This is a genomic window from Streptomyces sp. NPDC030021, assembly GCF_055574035.1.
Genome location: NZ_JBVIAH010000004.1, coordinates 40,763 through 56,267, shown reverse-complemented (window position 1 = coordinate 56,267; position 15,505 = coordinate 40,763). Strand labels below are relative to the sequence as shown.

Here is a 15,505-nt window from a genome sequence, read left to right as displayed (position 1 = left end):
CGTACCCCCCCCCCCCCCCCCCCCCCCCCCCCCCCCCCCCCCCCCCCCCCCCCCCGCCCCGCACCGACCTCCCGCCACACCTTCCAGAGGACCCGATGACCGTCACCGAAGAAACCGCCCCCGCCGCCCGGCAGGTGCTGCCCGCCGAGGAGCGCCACGCCGCCGAGCTCGCCTTCCTCGCCGCCCAGGACCCCGGCCCCCGCCCGCCCGGCTGGGCCCTGACCCCGCGCGCCGTCGTCACCTTCGTCTGCGGCAGCGACGGAGCCGAGCTGGCCCTGCCCAAGCGCCGCGCCGGAATCCCCGCCAAGCTGGCCATCGCCCCCAAGTTCGTCGGCGAACGCGCCCTCGTGGAGCGCTGCGTCGTCACCCTGGCCGGCGAGCGCGGCCTGCTCCTCACCGGCGAGCCCGGTACCGCCAAGTCGATGCTGTCCGAGCTGCTGGCGGCCGCGGTCAGCGGCACCAGCGCCCTCACCGTCCAGGGCACGGCCGGCACCACCGAGGACGCCTTCCGCTACGGCTGGAACTACGCGCTGCTGCTCGCACAGGGCCCCACCTCGCAGGCCCTGGTCGACTCCCCGGTGCTCTCCGCCATGCGCACCGGGCGCGTCGTCCGCGTCGAGGAGATCACCCGCTGCCTGCCCGAGGTGCAGGACGCGCTGGTGTCGATCCTGTCCGACCGGCGGCTCAGCGTGCCCGAACTGACCGCCACCGAGGACGCGGTGGTCTCCGCCGCCCCCGGCTTCACCGTCATCGCCACCGCCAACCTGCGCGACCGCGGCGTCTCGGAGATGTCCGCCGCGCTCAAGCGCCGCTTCAACTTCGAGACCGTCGCCCCGATCGCCGACGCGGACGCGGAGGCCACCCTGATCCGCCGACAGGCGGTGGCCGCCGTCCAGCGGGCCGGTGCCGCCTTCGGGGTCGACGACGCCGTGCTCGACGCACTCGTCACCGTCTTCCGCGACCTGCGCTCCGGCCGCTCCGCCGAGGGCTGGGACGTGGAACGCCCCGGTACGGTCATGTCCACCGCCGAAGCCGTCCAGGTGGCGGCCTCGCTCGGGGTCGCCGCCGCCTACCTGCCGGGCGGGGACGTGCTGGACCTGCTGCCGGGGCACCTGCTGGGCGTCGTACGCAAGGACGACCCGGCCGACCACGGACGCCTGCTGGGGTACTGGGACGGCCCGGTCCGGCGCCGCGCCGAGGACGGTTCGCCGATGTGGCGCCGCCTCTGGGACCTGCGCGGGAGCCTGCGTTGACGCACACCGACCCGCGCGCCGCGGTCGAGTCCCTCGCCGCTGCCCGTGAGCCGTACCTCATCGGGGTGCGCCACCACAGCCCCGCGCTGGCCGCGGTGGTGCCGGCCCTGCTGGACGCCTCGGGCGCCGACGTGGTCTGCGTCGAGCTCCCGGCGGAGTTCCAGTCCTGGCTGGAGCACCTCGCCGACCCCGAGACCGTCGCACCGGTCGCCCTCGCGGGCACGGGCGAGGACGGCCGTCTGGCGTTCTACCCGTTCGCGGACTTCTCCCCGGAACTGGCCGCGATCCGCTGGGCCCGTGCGGCCGGCGCGGCCGTCATCTGCTGCGACCTCCCGCTGGCGGACCGCGCCTGGACCCGGCCGACCGAGGCCCCGGCCCCGGACCTGGGGCAGGACGCGGCCGCGGACCAGGGTGCGGACCCTGCCGGTGGGGCGTTCGCCGGGCCGCGGCCCGGGGGGTCCTTCGCAGACGCCCTGACAGCGGCCGGTACGGGGCGCGACGGTGACGACCTGTGGGACCGGGCCGTCGAGGTCCTCGCACCGGGGTGCTCCCCGGAGGCCGTACGCCGTGCGGCGCTCGGCGTCGGCTGGGCGCTGCGCGCGGACACGAGCGCCGTCCCGGCGACGGACCTGGCCCGCGAGGCGCACATGCGGAGCGTGATCGCGGGCGCGGTCGCCGCGGGCCACCGCGTGGCCGCGGTGATCGGGGCCTTCCACGCCCCGGTCCTCCCGGGCACGACCGCCGGCGGCTCGCCGACCGAGCCCGGCTCCGGTTCCGGTTCCGGTTCCAGCCTCGGTTCCGATTCGGGCTCCGCCCCGAGTGGCGGCTCCGACGCCGGTTCCGGGTCCGGTGACGCGGTCGGCCCGGACCTCGGCTGCGGCTCCGGTCACGCTTCCGACGTGGACTCCGGTCACGGGCCTGGCTCCGCACACGGCACCGGCACCGGCGACGTCCAGGCTTCTCCCATCGCCTCCGCCTCCGGCACCGGTTCGGGATCCGCCCACGGCTCCGGCGCTGGCTCCGGCTCCGACGCAGTCACGACCCTGGGGCCGAACTCGGCCGTCCCGGGCCCCCGGCACGGCGGAGCCGCCGCTTCCGGGGCGCCGGCCGCAGACGCGGCGGCGGCCGTCACCTCCTTCGTGCCGTACTCCTTCGACCTGCTCGACTCCCGTTCCGGGTACCCCGCCGGGATCCGGGACCCCCGCTGGCAGCAGGCCGTCCTCGAAGCCGGCGGTGACCCCGGCCGGGTCCGCGAGGCCGCCTCCGTCGCCGTCACCGGGCTCTGCCGGGAGCTGCGCCGCGCCGGGCACACCGCCGGCACCGGCGAGGCCGCCGAGACCCTGCGGCTCGCCTGCGACCTCGCCACCCTGCGCGCGCTGCCCGCGCCCGGCCGCGGCGAGCTCCTCGAAGCCGTCACCACCGTCCTCGGCCAGGGCGAACCGCTCGGCCGCGGCCGGGCGCTGGCCCGCGCCCTCGAAGCCGTGCTCGTCGGCACCGCCCGCGGCCGGATCACCCCGCACGCCCCCCGCTCCGGCCTCGGCCCCTCGGTCGAAGCCGAACTCGCCGCCCTGCGGCTGCCGTCCCCCGAGGACCCGGCGCCCCGCGAGATCCGCCTCGACCCGCTCCGCTCCGCCCTCGACGGCCGTCGCGAAGTCCTGCTGCAACGGCTCCTCGTGTGCGGCGCCTCCTACGGGGAGCCCCTCACCGTCGCCGCCACCGGCGACGGCACCGCCCTCGGCACCAAGTGGCGGCTGTCCTGGACGCCTTCCGTCCCGGCCCGGCTGGATCTCGCCGGGGTGCGCGGAGTCACCGCCGCCCAGGCGGCCGCGGGCACGCTGCGGGACACCGCCCGCCGCGCCGCCGCCGACGGCGGGCCGACCCCGGCGCAGATCCTCGCCGGGCTGGCCGCCGCCGCGCGGTGCGATCTGCCCGAGCTGGTCGGCGTACGCCTCCACGAGGCGGCCACCGCCCTGCCGCAGACCGCCACCCTGCCCGAACTCCTCGACGCCCTCGACCTCCTGGAGGCCCTGCACCGCGGTCACCTGCCCGGCACCTCCGCGGCGGCCCGGACCGCCGCCGCGGACCTCGCCGGAGACCTCCTCGAAGCGGCCGTGCGCTGTCTGCCCGGCCTCGCCGGGAGCGAGGACCCCGCCGACGCGGCCGCCCTCGTGGCCCTCGCCGACCGGGCCGCCGCCCACCACCTGGGCCTGCGCACGGACGACGCCCTCGCCGAACTCGCCGCCGCCGCGGCGCCGATGATGCAGGGCGCGGCCCTGGCCGTACGGGTCCTGCTCGACCTCGACGCGGCCGCCGAGCTCGGCGGCCGCGCCGCCGGATGGATCGACGGCGCGGGCACCGCCGACAGCCGGCGCGCCCTGACGCGGCGGCTCGGCGGACTCCTCACCGCCGCAGGGCCCCTGCTGCAGTCCTCGCCCGCCGCCCTCACCCCGCTCCTCGACCGCGTCGAACACCTCGCCGACCAGGACTTCCTCGACCGGCTCCCGGCACTGCGCGGCGGCTTCGACACCCTGTCGCCCGCCGCCCGGGACCGGCTGCTCGACACCGTCACCGAGCGGCTCGGCGACCGGATCGATCTCGCGCTCGACGCGTCACCCGCCCTGCTCGCCCTCTGGGCCGCGGCCGACGCGGCCGGACTCGCCGCCCTCAAGGCCCTCCCGCTGCCCGGGACACAAGCGCCGGCGCCGGTTCCGGCCGCCGAGGCGTTCGAGGCCCCGCGCGCGCCGTCCGCCCGGGCCGACGGCCCGCGGCTCGCCCCCGCCGACCGCTGGCGGCTGCTGCTCGGCCGCGAGCGGGACCGGCTCCCCGCCGGCGCCCGGCGCTACGCCCACGCGCTGGACGAGCTGTATGGAGCGGGGCGCGGCGAAGGCGCCTCCGACCTCGACCTCGGCCAGGGGCGCGGCCAGGAGGCCTCCTTCCCCACCGCCCGGGAGTGGTCGCAGGAGCTGGAGGCGCTGTTCGGCGCCGACGTACGGGAGGAGGTGCTGGCGGGAGCGGCCGAAGCGGGCCGCACCGACGTCCTCACCCAGCTCGATCCGGCGGCCGTGCGGCCCTCGGTGGAACTGCTGAGCTCGGTACTGTCCCTCGCCGGCGGGCTGCCGGAGGCCCAACTCGCCCGGCTGCGCCCCCTGGTCAGGCGGCTCGTCGACGAACTCGCCAAGGAGCTCGCCACCCGGCTGCGCCCGGCCCTCTCCGGCCTGGCCACGCCGCGCCCCACCCGGCGGCCGGGCGGCAAGCTCGACCTGGCCCGCACCCTGCGCGCCAACCTCGCGCACACCCGGCGCCGGGCCGACGGCAGCGTGGTCGTGGTCCCGGAGCGGCCCGTCTTCAGCACCCGGGCGAGCCGCGAGGCCGACTGGCGGCTGATCCTGGTCGTCGACGTCTCCGGCTCCATGGAGGCCTCGGTCATCTGGTCGGCCCTGACCGCGGCCGTGCTGGGCGGCGTACCGACCCTGTCCACCCACTTCCTCGCCTTCTCCACCCAGGTCGTGGACCTCACCGACCAGGTCGAGGACCCCCTCTCCCTGCTGCTGGAGGTCCGGGTCGGCGGCGGCACGCACATCGCCGCCGGTCTCGCGCACGCCCGCTCCCTGATCACCGTCCCGAGCCGCACCCTGGTCGTCGTGGTCAGCGACTTCGAGGAGGGCGCGCCGATCGGCGGGCTCCTCGGCGAGGTCCGCGCGCTGGCCGCCTCCGGCGCCCACCTGCTGGGCTGCGCCGCGCTCGACGACGAGGGGACGCCCCGGTACTCGGTCCCGGTCGCGCGGCAACTCGTGGCGGCCGGTATGCCCGTGGCCGCCCTCAGTCCCCTCGCCCTCGCCCGCTGGGTGGGCGACCGCCTCCGTGGAGAGTCCCGTTGAGCACCGAACTGCCGCCTGTCGCCCCCGAGGTGCTCGCCGAAGCCGTCGAGCACCTCACCCCCCGCCTGCGCAAGAAGCTGGACGCCGCCACCGAGGCCTGCGCGACGGGCGCCGTCCTCGCGGCCGACGGCACGGTCACCCTCCGCTTCGGCGAGGACGCCCTCGTCACCCTGAGTCCCGGTCCGGCGGGCACGATCACCACGGCGGAACAGGCCACGTGCAGCTGCCTGCTGGCACCTCGCTGCCTGCACCGGGCCGCCGCCCTGGGCGCGGCCCCGCTCGCGGACAGCCCGCCGGAGCCGACCCCAACGGCCGATCCCGCCGATCCCGCCGATCCCGCCGATCCTGCCGGTCCTGCCGATCCCACCGGGACCGCCGATCCCGCCGATCCCACCGGTTCCGCGGAACCCGTCCGGCCCGTCGGGACCACCGCGCCCGCTCCGGACCTCACCGCGGCCCAACTGCGCGCCGCCGGCGCCCTCTGGCACGCGGCCGCCGAAGCCCTCGCCGCCGGGGTCACCGCCGGGGGAGCGGTGGTCCAGGCCGAGCTGCTGCGCGCCGCCCACACCGCCCGCCTCGCCGGGCTGCCGCGCGCCGAAGCGGCCGCCCTACGGGTCGTACGCGGCCTGCGCGCCGCCCGCGAACGCCGGGCCGGCCAGCGGCTCGGCGACCTCACCGGGGCCTTCCGCGAGCTCCTCCACACCGCCGGGATGCTGGCCTCCGGCGCGGCCGACCCCGCACTGACCGGCACCGCCCGCCGCGCCTACACGCCCGGCGGCAGCCTCCAGGTGCACGGCCTGTGCCGGGAACCCGTCCTCTCCGCCACCGGATACGGAGGCGTGGTCACCCACCTGCTGGCCCCGGACGGCACCCCCTACTCGGTCTCCGACGTCCGACCGGGCGGCCTGGCCCGCGCCCGCGGCGCCGGTTCGGCCTCCGTGGCCCTCGGCGGCGCCACTCTCGACCATGCCGGCCTCGCCCGCGGTGGCCTGCGCGTCGTCGGCGCCACCGTCTCTCCGGAAGGCCGGCTCGGCGCCGGACGCGGGGTCAGGGCGACCCCGCTGCCCGGCATCTCCTGGACCGAACGGCCCGCCGCGCCGCTCTTCGCCCGGCCGGCCGCCGAGGCCGTCGCCGAGCTGCTCGCCGCCCCGGACGCAGCCGAGTCCGCGCTGCTCGGCTGCGACGTCACCGTCGTCGGCGCGGCCGGTGAACACCTCCTCGTGCGCGAGACGCGCCCGGACGCGCCCCTGCTGCGGCTGCTGCCCGCGCATCCGCATCCGGAGCTGGCGCACACGGAGAACCTGCGCCGCATCGGCTCGTACCCCGGGCTCCTGCTGCGCGTCCTGGGCCGCCCCGACCTGGACCGCACCGCCACGCTGCGCCCCCTGGCCGTGGGCCCGGTGCCGGACGCGGAGCACACGCTGCGGCTGCCCGAGGAATGGCTGGGCCGGGCCGACCTCGGCTACGACCGCCTCCAGGGAGCGCACTTCCCGCAGGGCGCCGCCGCCCCCGTACCGCCCCCGGCGGCCGAGGGCCCGGACCCGCTGGCCGACTCCCCGCTGTGGCGGGTGCGCCGTCTCCTGGAGACCGGGGTCGCCGGCGGCCGCCGCGCCGTCGCGGAGGCGGCCCGCGGCACGGAGTCCCTGGCCGCCGCCTCGTACGGCCCGCTGCGCCGGGCCGGGCTCACCGGGGCGGCGGACCTGGCCGCCGCGCTCGCCGCCGAGGCCGACCGCCGTCCCCGCGATGTGTTCGGCCGGCTGGCCGACCCCTCGCCCGACGGTTACGCCTGGGCCTGGCTGGCCGCGGCCACCCACCTGGCGGCGGCGGAACGCTGCCTGATCGCCGCGTCCTGGGCGGCGGTCCAGTGCGTGTCTCTTTGACCGGTGAGTCAGTTGATAGGACGTATCCGTCCGATTAGTGATCACTGATGCGATGCGGGACCGGATCGAGCCGCTGATGCCGGCCGATCCGGTCCGCGGTCGGCCATGGGCCGATCACCGCCGAACCTTGGAAGCCATCGCGTGGAAGTACCGCACCTGCTCTCCCTGGCGGGACCTTCCGGACGAGCTCGGCCCGTTCCAGACCGCCCGCCGACCAGATCGGCCACCGTCTGCGGCGAGGCCGCGCCGGCGGCCGACCGCCGGCCTTCGACGCCGAGGCCTGCAAGCAGCGCAACGCGGTCGAGCGATGCATCAACCGGCTCAAGCAGTGGCGCGGCCTGACCATGCGAACGGACAAGCTCGCCATCGCCTACCAGGCCGCACTCCACCTCGCGAGCATCCTCATCTGGGCACGGCGATAGCCCGCTCAGCGATCGACCACCCAGCGCGCGTCCGTCGGCCAGGATCCCGTGCCCACGATCTGCTTCACGAGCCTGAACGCCTCGTGCATGGGGACTGTGTCCTCATCCGGGTACTCGTCGTCCTGCCCGTTGGAGAGGACGAACCCGTCGCCCGAGCCGTGAGCCCCGGGGTCCACGGCATGCTCGCCGGGATCACACTCGTCTGTCTTCGAGCAGCATCACCATCGCGCGCTCGGTATTCGTCACGAAGGCCAGCGATCGTCCGGAAGAGCTGGTCAGCCACGTCTCAAGCTGACCGCTGTCGATCCTCGACCGAAGGGCCTCCAGCACCATCTCGGACGACACAGGCACAGGGCTGTCGTCACTGATGACCCAGGACTCGATCACGAGCACGACGATCTCACGGACGGTTCAAAGAGACAGTCCCCAGAGGAGTTCGTCGCCAGCCACCGGGATCGGGCCGGCTACCGCTCCGAAGCACTTCAGGACGCGCGTACCGGCTGGTGCGCGTTCGACCCGTACCGAGCTGTGCGTGGCGTCGTCGCTCTGGAGGCCACCGCAGCGGCCATGCTCGCCACGGCGACCGTGACCGGCTCTCTGCTCGGCGTCACAGTGGCGGTCTGGATGGTGCTGTGCGCTGGGGTCGTGGCCTTCCGATGATCCTCAGGAAACGGCCTCGTTCAGAGAAGTGACCGGCCCGCACGATATGGCCCCTTTCCCTGTCGCCCTCACGCCACGCTCCGGGCCACGGATATGCGTGGCGGAGGTCGACTTGCCGGTGCTGCGGGCTCTGAGTTCGGGGGTGCCGGTCGGTGCCGGCCCGGTGGGACCCGGCGGAGGACGCCGGGATGCCGCTGCCGTTCGTCGGCCGTGCGGCGGGAGTGGTCCGGGGGAACGGTGGTGGCCTGGCGACGTCAGCGCCAGTGCCGCTTCACCTGGGCGAGAGACCGCGACCACACGCCGTCGGCCCCGCACCTGCGGCGCTCTCCGGCGACCTGAGTCAGCCGGTCATCCTCGTCACCCATCGAGTGGTCTTCTACGAATTTCGGCATCGGTCCGGGGTCCCTCACAAGGACATCGTGCCGAGCTGGCGGGCTATGCGGACGAACGACCGGACCATCGGGCTGTCGTTGTCCGAACGCCAGACCAGTCCCCACCGCAGGACGGGCATGTCACGAACGGACACGTACGTGACGTCGGGGCGGACGTAGAAGCGGGTGACCTGATTGCCCAGGAGGTGGATGACCTCCCCGTCGGCCACGAGCGTGTACAGCTGGTCCAGCGTCGTGACCGGGAACTTCCGTTCGATGGCACGACCGCTGGCCGCGGAGAACGGGACGAAGGCGTCCTCGAAGTACTCGGGCTGGAGTCCGTCCGGCCCCACCACGCCGTGGTCCGCGAACGCTTCCAGGGTCACGGACGAGCGCCCGGCCAGCCTGTGGTCGGAGGCCACCAGTGCGACCCTGGGCTCCACGAAGAGCACCGGCCCCACGGTCAGATCGGGTTCTTCCACCGGAAGCCATGACAGCAGCAGGTCGATCTCTCCGTTGCGTAGCGGCGCGAACGGGTCGATGTAGCCGTTGTGGTTCAGCCGCAGTCCCCACTGCGGATGCTGCGAACGGAAGGCGTCCCAGAAGGGCCGCAGTTCGTGGCCGTTGGTGACCATGAGGCCGATCCGCAGGATGTCCGTCTGGCCCCGGGCGGTGAGCCGCGCCCGGTCCATGCTCGCCTTCAGGCTTTGGAACACCGGCCGCAAATCCCCGAGCAACTGCTCACCCACCGGCGTCAGCCGTACCCGCCGGCTGGTCCGCTCGAATAGTTTCGCCCCGATCGACCGTTCCTGCTTCTTGATCGCCTGGCTGATCCGTGCCGACGAAACGTGCAGCCGTTCCGCTGTCCTTCCGAAGTGCAGCTCCTCCGACAAGGTCAGGAAGATCTCGATGTCGCGCAGTTCCACGCGCCCCCACGCCCACTCTCGTTCGTTACCCCTGCTTGACCGGCGTTGCATGATCAGCCGTCGGTCATCATCTTGTCCAACCCGGATGCTCAGTGGATGAACGTCGTCACTGCCAAGGTGTCGCTGACCGTGGAGGACCTGACCCTCACGGATCTCGCGACCGAGTACGAACGGCTGCGCCGCGAGGGGGCCCTCGTCAAGCCCACGATCTGCTCCACGAGCCTGAACGCCTCGTGCATGGGGACTGTGTCCTCATCCGGGTACTCGTCGTCCTGCCCGTTGGAGAGGACGAACCCGTCGCCCGATCCCTGAGCCCCGGGGTCCACGGCATACTCGCCAGGATCACACTCGTCTGTCTTCGAGCAGCATCACCATCGCGCGCTCGGTATTCGTCACGAAGGCCAGCGATCGTCCGGAAGAGCTGGTCAGCCACGTCTCAAGCTGACCGCTGCCGATCCTCGACCGAAGGGCCTCCAGCACCATCTCGGACGACACAGGCACAGGGCTGTCGTCACTGATGACCCAGGACTCGATCACGAGCACGACGATCTCACGGACGGTTCAAAGAGACAGTCCCTGGCGCTGTCCCGGTCAGCGGGCGGTGACGGACGGGATCAGCCTGCGGGCCAGGAGGTCCAGGGCCGCCGTGACCTCGCGGACGGTGTCCGGGTCCGGGGCGGTTCCGTCGGGACCGGCCAGCGCCGTGGCAAGAGCGTCGTCGATGGTGGTGGCCCGGACCTCGGCGACCCGGGCGGACGGTTCGGCGGCGGGCCGGATGAGCCGGCGGCGCCGGTCGGCGGGGTCGGGCTCCGTGTCGACCGAGCCCGCCTGCTCCAACCGGGCGACGGACGTGGAGACCTGACTCTGCGGCAGGCCCGTCCGCGCGGCGATCTCGCCGACCGTGGTCCCGGGGTGGGAGACGATGTCGCCGAGGACGACGACCACCGAGCGGACCGATCCCGGTGGTCCGGACTTCGGCTGGGGCATCGCCTGTTCGCCGATCTTCATGAGGGCGCGTCCCAGGAGGAACGCTTCGACTCCGTTCATGAGCAGCAGAGTACATCTCAATAGATGCATCTATCTTGATGTATCTATTGAGATGGATTACTGTCGTGTCGTCAGCCGGACCTACCGGTGACACCTCAGCAAGGGGGACTCACCATGCCCACGACCGCCGCCTCCACCACCGCTGTCACCCGCACCCTCGCCGTCCCGGGTGCCACCCTGCACTTCCGGGTGGAGGGCCGCGGCCCCGTCCTCCTCCTCTCCCAGAGCGGCGAGGGCGACGCGGACCGCACGGTCGACCTCGTCCCGCACCTGACCGACACCTTCACCGTCGTCACCTACGACCGCCGCGGCCTGTCGCGCAGCACCCTCCACGACCCCGCCGGGCCCGTCACCATGGCCGAGCACGCGGACGACGTCGCCCGGCTGCTCGCCGAGGTCACCGACGGGCCGGCGCTGATGGCCGGGTTCAGCATGGGTGCCGCGATCGGCCTCCAGGCCGTGGCCCGCCACCCGGGCCTGCTGAGCACCCTGATCGCACATGAGCCCGTGATGCCGAGCCTGCTGGCCGAGGCGGACCGCGCCGAGCACCTCGCCGAGCTGAGGGTCATCCAGGACGTCTACGCGGCCGGGGGCCTGACGGCGGCGTTCCCGGCGATCGCCCGGCACCTGGGCATCGACCCGGCGCACGACGAGAGCGAGAGCGGCCTCACCCCCCAGCCGCTGACCCCGCGCCGACGTGCCAACTTCGGCTTCTTCATCGGAACGGAGTTCACGGCCGTCACCACGGACGCCCTGGACCCGGCAGGGCCCGTACGGGCCGCGGCCCGGGTCGGCGCGAGGATCATCGCAGCGACGGGACGGACGACCCGGCCGGCGGTCCACACCTACCGCTGCGCTCTGGCGCTGGCGGCGCGACTGGGCACGGAGCCGGTCGAGTTCCCCGGCGGCCACAACGGGAACACTGCGTTCCCCCGGGCCACGGCGCAGACGCTGAAGACCGTCCTCGGCCGGTGATCCCCTGCGATGCCCCGGTGATCTCCTGGCGCGGCGCGGGGGAGCTCCGGTCGGCTACTGCGAGCCCAACCAGGCCCGCAGCACGCCGAGGTCGCCCTCGGTCAGGCCCCGCCCCGGATCGACCCGGTGCAGGAGCGCCCGGCCGGGGTGGCGGGCGGCCACCCAGGCCCGGTCGGCGCCGGTGATCTCGTCGTCGACCCAGATGAAGGTCCGCCCGGCGGCGTGGTCGAGGAGTGCGGGGGTCTTCCAGTGGACCCCGCCCCGCCCGTCCTCCTCGGAGGGCTCCGGCCAGAGCACCACGGGCAGTTCCGGCAGGCCGAGCCGGGGCGCCACGCACGCGTTGGCGTCCGCCATCCAGGTCGTGGCCCACACCAGTTCGCAGGGCAGCGCCGCCAGCCGGGGCCCGAGCGTCGGATCGACCCGCGAGAGCAGGGGATTGGCCTCGTCGTCCGCGCCGGACGGGTAGGGGCCGGCCCCGAAGGGGATGAGCGGTCCGTCGACATCGAGGTAGAGCAGCACAGGGCGGGGGGAACCGGTCATGAGGCCAGGGTAGTCCTCATGTGCATGAAGAATGATCTTGATGGGCGGACGTCGGGGCGGTGGCGGGGAACGTGGGCGTGATCGAGCGGCTGTGGCGGTACCCGATCAAGTCGACCGGCGGCGAACGGCTGTACAGCGTGGACGTCGACGAGCGGGGCCTGGTGGGCGACCGGCTGTTCGCCGTACGCGACGCGGAAGGCAAGTTCGGCTCGGGCAAGAACACCCGGCGCTTCCGGCGGATGGACGGCCTGCTCCAGCTGAGCTCCCGCTACCCGCGCAACACCCCGGAGCCCGGTCCCCCTGAACTGCTCGACCCGCACGGGAACGTGGTGGCCGACCCCACGGCGTACCTGCGCACCCACCTCGGCCGTGACGATGTGGAACTCGCCCGCGAGGGGGAGATCTCACACTTCGACCAACTGCCGCTCAGCGTCCTCACGACGGCCACCCTCGACTGGATCCGCCGCGAGGTGCCGGGCGTTCCGGTCGACGAGCGCCGGTTCCGCCCGAACATCCTCGTGCGTACCCCGCCCGGCACCCCGCCCTTCGTCGAGGACGAGTGGATCGGGCGCGGGGCCACCGTGGGGGACACCCTCCGTATCGAGTTCCTGCGCTCCAGCGAGCGGTGCGTGATGACCAACCAGGCCCGGCAGGACCTGCCGCACTCGCCGCTGATCCTGAGGACGATCGCCAGGGCGCACGACAACCGGCTCGACGCGCTCGCCAGGATCGTCACACCGGGAACGGCCCGGGTCGGGGACCGCGTCGTGCTCGGCTGAGAGCGCCGGCCCGCGCCCGCGCCCGCGCCCGCGCCCGCGCCCGCGCCCGGGCCCGGGCGCGACGTAGCTGGAACTGGTAGTAGTTGCCGAAGTCGACACCGGCGATGTTGAAGGCGCTGTCGTTGCTGTCGCACTTGTAGAGCTTGATCTCGGCGCCGACCGCGCCGCCGCTGGTCCAGTTGTTCAGACAGCACTGCGGCCACGCGGCGCTCTGGATCTTGAAGTGGTGGGCGCCGGCGTCGACGTGGTTCCACTTCTGGGCGTTGGTGCCGTTGCACCACCACTGCTGGACGACCTGCCCGTTGTAAGGGTTGCTCTGCGGGATGTCGAGGCAGAGACCGTCCCCGATGTTGATCGTGATGTTGTTCTGCGTGACGGCCTGGGCCGGGGCCGCGTGACCGCGAGGTGGAACCCGGACCGCCGCGATCGCCTCTTGCTGGCCGAAGGGGGGATGGACATGACGAAGACAGCGGTGTCCGTGACCGGGCGGCTGGTGGTGGCGGGGCTCCTGTGCGCCGCCCTGGCAGCGTGCGGCACCACACGGGCGGGACAGGCCGCGCCACCCGCGGGCGTACCCACGCTCGCAACGGCGGAGTGCGATCTCGACGTGCCGACGGATGAGGAGACGGGCGGGTACGCGGGTCCGCCGACGGATGAGGAGACGGGCGGGTACGCGGGTCCGCCGACGGATGAGGAGACGGGCGGGTACGCGGGTCCGCCGACGGATGAGGAGACGGGCGGGTACGCGGGTCCGCCGACGGATCAGGAAACCGGCGGGTACGCCGGTCCGCCCACCGATCAGGAGACCGGCGGGTATGTGGGCCCGCCGACCGACGGTCAGATGGCCAACGGCGGTGGCCCCTGCGGCCCGGCGGACTGGTTCGACATGACCCGCGACTTCACCGCCTACTACGTGAAGCACCGGGCCGACGACGGGTACGCGGGCTCCGAGGTGATCAAGGAGGTCCGCGTCCGCAAGGTGCGCACGGTCGGCGAGGCGAGGATCACCTTCACCACCAGGGAAGTGGGCAAGGGCCAGGGTGATGCCGCACGCGCGATCGCCAAGGTGTTCGCCGCCTGGCGGCACGAGGTCTACGGGGACACGGGCACGGTGACGCTCCAGACCTCGACGGGGCCGCGGCTGAACATCACCGAGTCCTGGTGATCCCGGGCCACCGCGCGTCCCAGAGCGCGCAGTGGTGCTCCGCCCGGGCGTCCACCGTACGGATCCCGCCCGCCCCCGGCGCCAGCGACAGCACCGAGGCCGAAGTCCGGTCGCGCGGCCACCGCGGTGCTCCCGGCGCCGCCGGAACCCCCGTGCGGGCGAATCCGGTCCAGTAGCCGGTCATCCGGTCCGCGAGCTGCCGCTGCGGTCCCGTCAGCGGCGCGATCGTGAACAGGTAGGGCAGTTCGAAGCCGTGGGCCGCGCCGTACGGCAGGTCCGCCGGCTCCGGCTGCCCCGTGAAGTCGGGCGCGCCCCGGTCGCTGAACCGGTACGCGTACACCGGCACGTGCCGGCCCAGTGCCGCGCCGTCCCGCAGCGTCGGGCAGGCGAACGACGCATCGGTCAGTACGGTGGCCCACGCCACCGCCGGGGTGGCGAAGGCGGACACCGGATAGTCGGCCTCCACTGCACGGGCGGTCGGCGCGTCGAAGGACAGCTCCAGCCGGGCCCGGTAGGCGGCCTCGTCGGGGATCGGATACGCCGCCAGGGTCTGCGCGAGGAAGAGGCGCATCTCGTCCTGGGTGGTGCCCTGGACGACCGGCACCCGGTGGAACCGGCCGGCCTCCAGGGCCCGCCGGGGCTCCAGCGGCAGCACGCTGTTGCCGTAGGAGACCAGCGAGAAGCGCTGCATCAGTTCGGCGGTGGCCAGGGCGTCGGTGTCCAGTCCGCGCAGGCAGTCCAGCACCGCGCCGGGCCGGCCGCAGCCGAGCCGGGCCGCCGCCAGGGCGCCGTCCGCGACCGTGCGCCGCTCCGGCACGAAGGGCTCGTACGTGCCGAGGCCGGGCAGCAGGGACCACGGCGGCGCCGTGGTCGAGCACGATCCGCTCTGCACGATCGCCCGGTGGAACAGGCCCGCCGAGGCCGGGGAGGTGAGGTGCGCGCAGACGCTGAGGGCTCCCGCCGATTCGCCGAAGACGGTGACGTTGCCCGGGTCCCCGCCGAAGCGCGCCGCGTTCGCCCGCACCCAGCGCAGCGCCGCCCGCTGGTCCGCGAGGGCGAAACCGGGCGCCCCGCCGAGCTCCGGATGGCCGAACAGGCCGAAGACGCCGAGCCGGTAGTTCACGGTCACGACCACGACGCCGCCCTGCGTGGCCAGCCGGTCGGGCCGGTACGCGTCGCCCGCGCCGCTGAAGAAGCCGCCGCCGTGGAACCAGACCATGACGGGCCGCGGCCCGCCTCGGGCGGTGCGGCCCGCCGGAGCCGTGACGTTGAGGTACAGGCAGTCCTCCGAGCCGGTCGGCCCGGCCGGCCAGCTCGCGGGCAGTTGCACGCAGCGCGAACCGGGCGCCCCGGCATCGCGTACGCCCTTCCAGCGCGGCGCCGGCTCCGGCAGCCGCCAGCGCAGCGGACCGGTCGGGGGAGCGGCGAAGGGGATCCCCTCGAACGTGTCGTACGCGCCGTGCCCGAGGCCCCGCACCGGACCCCGGTCGGTGTCCACGGCGGGCCGGTCCGGACCGGGCGCGGCGCCCAGCAGCAGCAACACGACGGGCAGCAGCAGGGCCCAGCGGCGACGGAACCGGCGAAAGTCGGTCACGGCCGACGCCCTTTC

The 15,505-nt window shown here is 74.4% G+C and carries 15 protein-coding genes and 1 pseudogene; 8 read left to right on the top strand and 8 right to left on the bottom strand.

The window, feature by feature from the left end; genetic code table 11:
- Positions 1–95: 95 nt before the first annotated feature.
- From ACZ4YL_RS09115 to ACZ4YL_RS09100, 4 genes and pseudogenes are all read left to right on the top strand, one after another.
- Positions 96–1,253, top strand: coding sequence for an ATP-binding protein (locus ACZ4YL_RS09115; protein WP_352041034.1), 1,158 nt, complete (start codon positions 96–98; stop codon positions 1,251–1,253).
- Positions 1,250–5,131: a vWA domain-containing protein gene (locus ACZ4YL_RS09110; protein ID WP_468114933.1), complete on the top strand. Its 3,882-nt coding sequence runs from the start codon at positions 1,250–1,252 to the stop codon at positions 5,129–5,131. The genes ACZ4YL_RS09115 and ACZ4YL_RS09110 overlap by 4 nt, the downstream gene beginning before the upstream one ends.
- Entirely contained in the window at positions 5,128–7,011 is a 1,884-nt protein-coding gene (locus ACZ4YL_RS09105) for a hypothetical protein (protein WP_468114931.1), read from the top strand. Before ACZ4YL_RS09110 ends, ACZ4YL_RS09105 begins: the two co-directional genes overlap by 4 nt.
- Before the next feature lie 52 nt (positions 7,012–7,063).
- Positions 7,064–7,433, top strand: a pseudogene (locus ACZ4YL_RS09100) (transposase).
- A gap of 5 nt (positions 7,434–7,438) precedes the next feature.
- Here the strand turns inward: ACZ4YL_RS09100 and ACZ4YL_RS09095 are convergent.
- From ACZ4YL_RS09095 to ACZ4YL_RS09085, 3 genes are all read right to left on the bottom strand, one after another.
- Positions 7,439–7,609, bottom strand: a complete 171-nt coding sequence (locus tag ACZ4YL_RS09095) for a hypothetical protein (protein WP_468114930.1) — start codon at positions 7,607–7,609, stop codon at positions 7,439–7,441.
- A gap of 16 nt (positions 7,610–7,625) precedes the next feature.
- The gene (locus tag ACZ4YL_RS09090) at positions 7,626–7,820 is read right to left on the bottom strand and encodes a hypothetical protein (RefSeq protein WP_468114928.1); all 195 of its coding nucleotides are present in this window, start codon (positions 7,818–7,820) and stop codon (positions 7,626–7,628) included.
- A 679-nt stretch (positions 7,821–8,499) separates the two neighbouring features.
- Positions 8,500–9,390: a LysR family transcriptional regulator gene (locus ACZ4YL_RS09085; RefSeq protein WP_468114926.1), complete on the bottom strand. Its 891-nt coding sequence runs from the start codon at positions 9,388–9,390 to the stop codon at positions 8,500–8,502.
- A gap of 96 nt (positions 9,391–9,486) precedes the next feature.
- Here ACZ4YL_RS09085 and ACZ4YL_RS09080 point away from each other — a divergent pair, with 96 nt between their 5' ends.
- A complete protein-coding gene (locus ACZ4YL_RS09080; RefSeq protein ID WP_468114925.1) occupies positions 9,487–9,702 on the top strand; it encodes a hypothetical protein in 216 nt (71 codons plus the stop codon).
- Between the two features lie 30 nt (positions 9,703–9,732).
- Here ACZ4YL_RS09080 and ACZ4YL_RS09075 read toward each other — a convergent pair whose 3' ends face one another.
- Together ACZ4YL_RS09075 and ACZ4YL_RS09070 are read right to left on the bottom strand one after the other, a co-directional pair.
- Positions 9,733–9,927: a hypothetical protein gene (locus tag ACZ4YL_RS09075; RefSeq protein WP_468114923.1), complete on the bottom strand. Its 195-nt coding sequence runs from the start codon at positions 9,925–9,927 to the stop codon at positions 9,733–9,735.
- Between the two features lie 54 nt (positions 9,928–9,981).
- Complete coding sequence (locus ACZ4YL_RS09070; RefSeq protein WP_468114921.1) at positions 9,982–10,437, bottom strand: MarR family transcriptional regulator; 456 nt, start codon at positions 10,435–10,437, stop codon at positions 9,982–9,984.
- Between the two features lie 114 nt (positions 10,438–10,551).
- Between ACZ4YL_RS09070 and ACZ4YL_RS09065 the strand changes: the two genes are divergently transcribed.
- Complete coding sequence (locus tag ACZ4YL_RS09065) at positions 10,552–11,412, top strand: alpha/beta fold hydrolase (RefSeq protein ID WP_468114919.1); 861 nt, start codon at positions 10,552–10,554, stop codon at positions 11,410–11,412.
- A gap of 54 nt (positions 11,413–11,466) precedes the next feature.
- On the opposite strand, the gene ACZ4YL_RS09060 is transcribed toward ACZ4YL_RS09065, so the two are convergent.
- A complete protein-coding gene (locus tag ACZ4YL_RS09060) occupies positions 11,467–11,952 on the bottom strand; it encodes an HAD domain-containing protein (protein ID WP_468114917.1) in 486 nt (161 codons plus the stop codon).
- 77 nt (positions 11,953–12,029) lie between these two features.
- Here ACZ4YL_RS09060 and ACZ4YL_RS09055 point away from each other — a divergent pair, with 77 nt between their 5' ends.
- Positions 12,030–12,731, top strand: coding sequence for an MOSC domain-containing protein (locus ACZ4YL_RS09055; protein WP_468114915.1), 702 nt, complete (start codon positions 12,030–12,032; stop codon positions 12,729–12,731).
- Here ACZ4YL_RS09055 and ACZ4YL_RS09050 read toward each other — a convergent pair.
- On the bottom strand, positions 12,685–13,080 hold the full coding sequence (locus ACZ4YL_RS09050; RefSeq protein ID WP_468115618.1) for an RICIN domain-containing protein: 396 nt from the start codon (positions 13,078–13,080) through the stop codon (positions 12,685–12,687). The two genes, ACZ4YL_RS09055 and ACZ4YL_RS09050, sit on opposite strands and share 47 nt — an antisense overlap.
- 108 nt (positions 13,081–13,188) lie before the next feature.
- Between ACZ4YL_RS09050 and ACZ4YL_RS09045 the strand changes: the two genes are divergently transcribed.
- Positions 13,189–13,896, top strand: coding sequence for a hypothetical protein (locus ACZ4YL_RS09045; protein ID WP_468115650.1), 708 nt, complete (start codon positions 13,189–13,191; stop codon positions 13,894–13,896).
- Here ACZ4YL_RS09045 and ACZ4YL_RS09040 read toward each other — a convergent pair.
- The gene (locus ACZ4YL_RS09040) at positions 13,880–15,490 is read right to left on the bottom strand and encodes a carboxylesterase/lipase family protein (RefSeq protein WP_468114914.1); all 1,611 of its coding nucleotides are present in this window, start codon (positions 15,488–15,490) and stop codon (positions 13,880–13,882) included. The two genes, ACZ4YL_RS09045 and ACZ4YL_RS09040, sit on opposite strands and share 17 nt — an antisense overlap.
- Between the last annotated feature and the right edge of the window lie 15 nt (positions 15,491–15,505).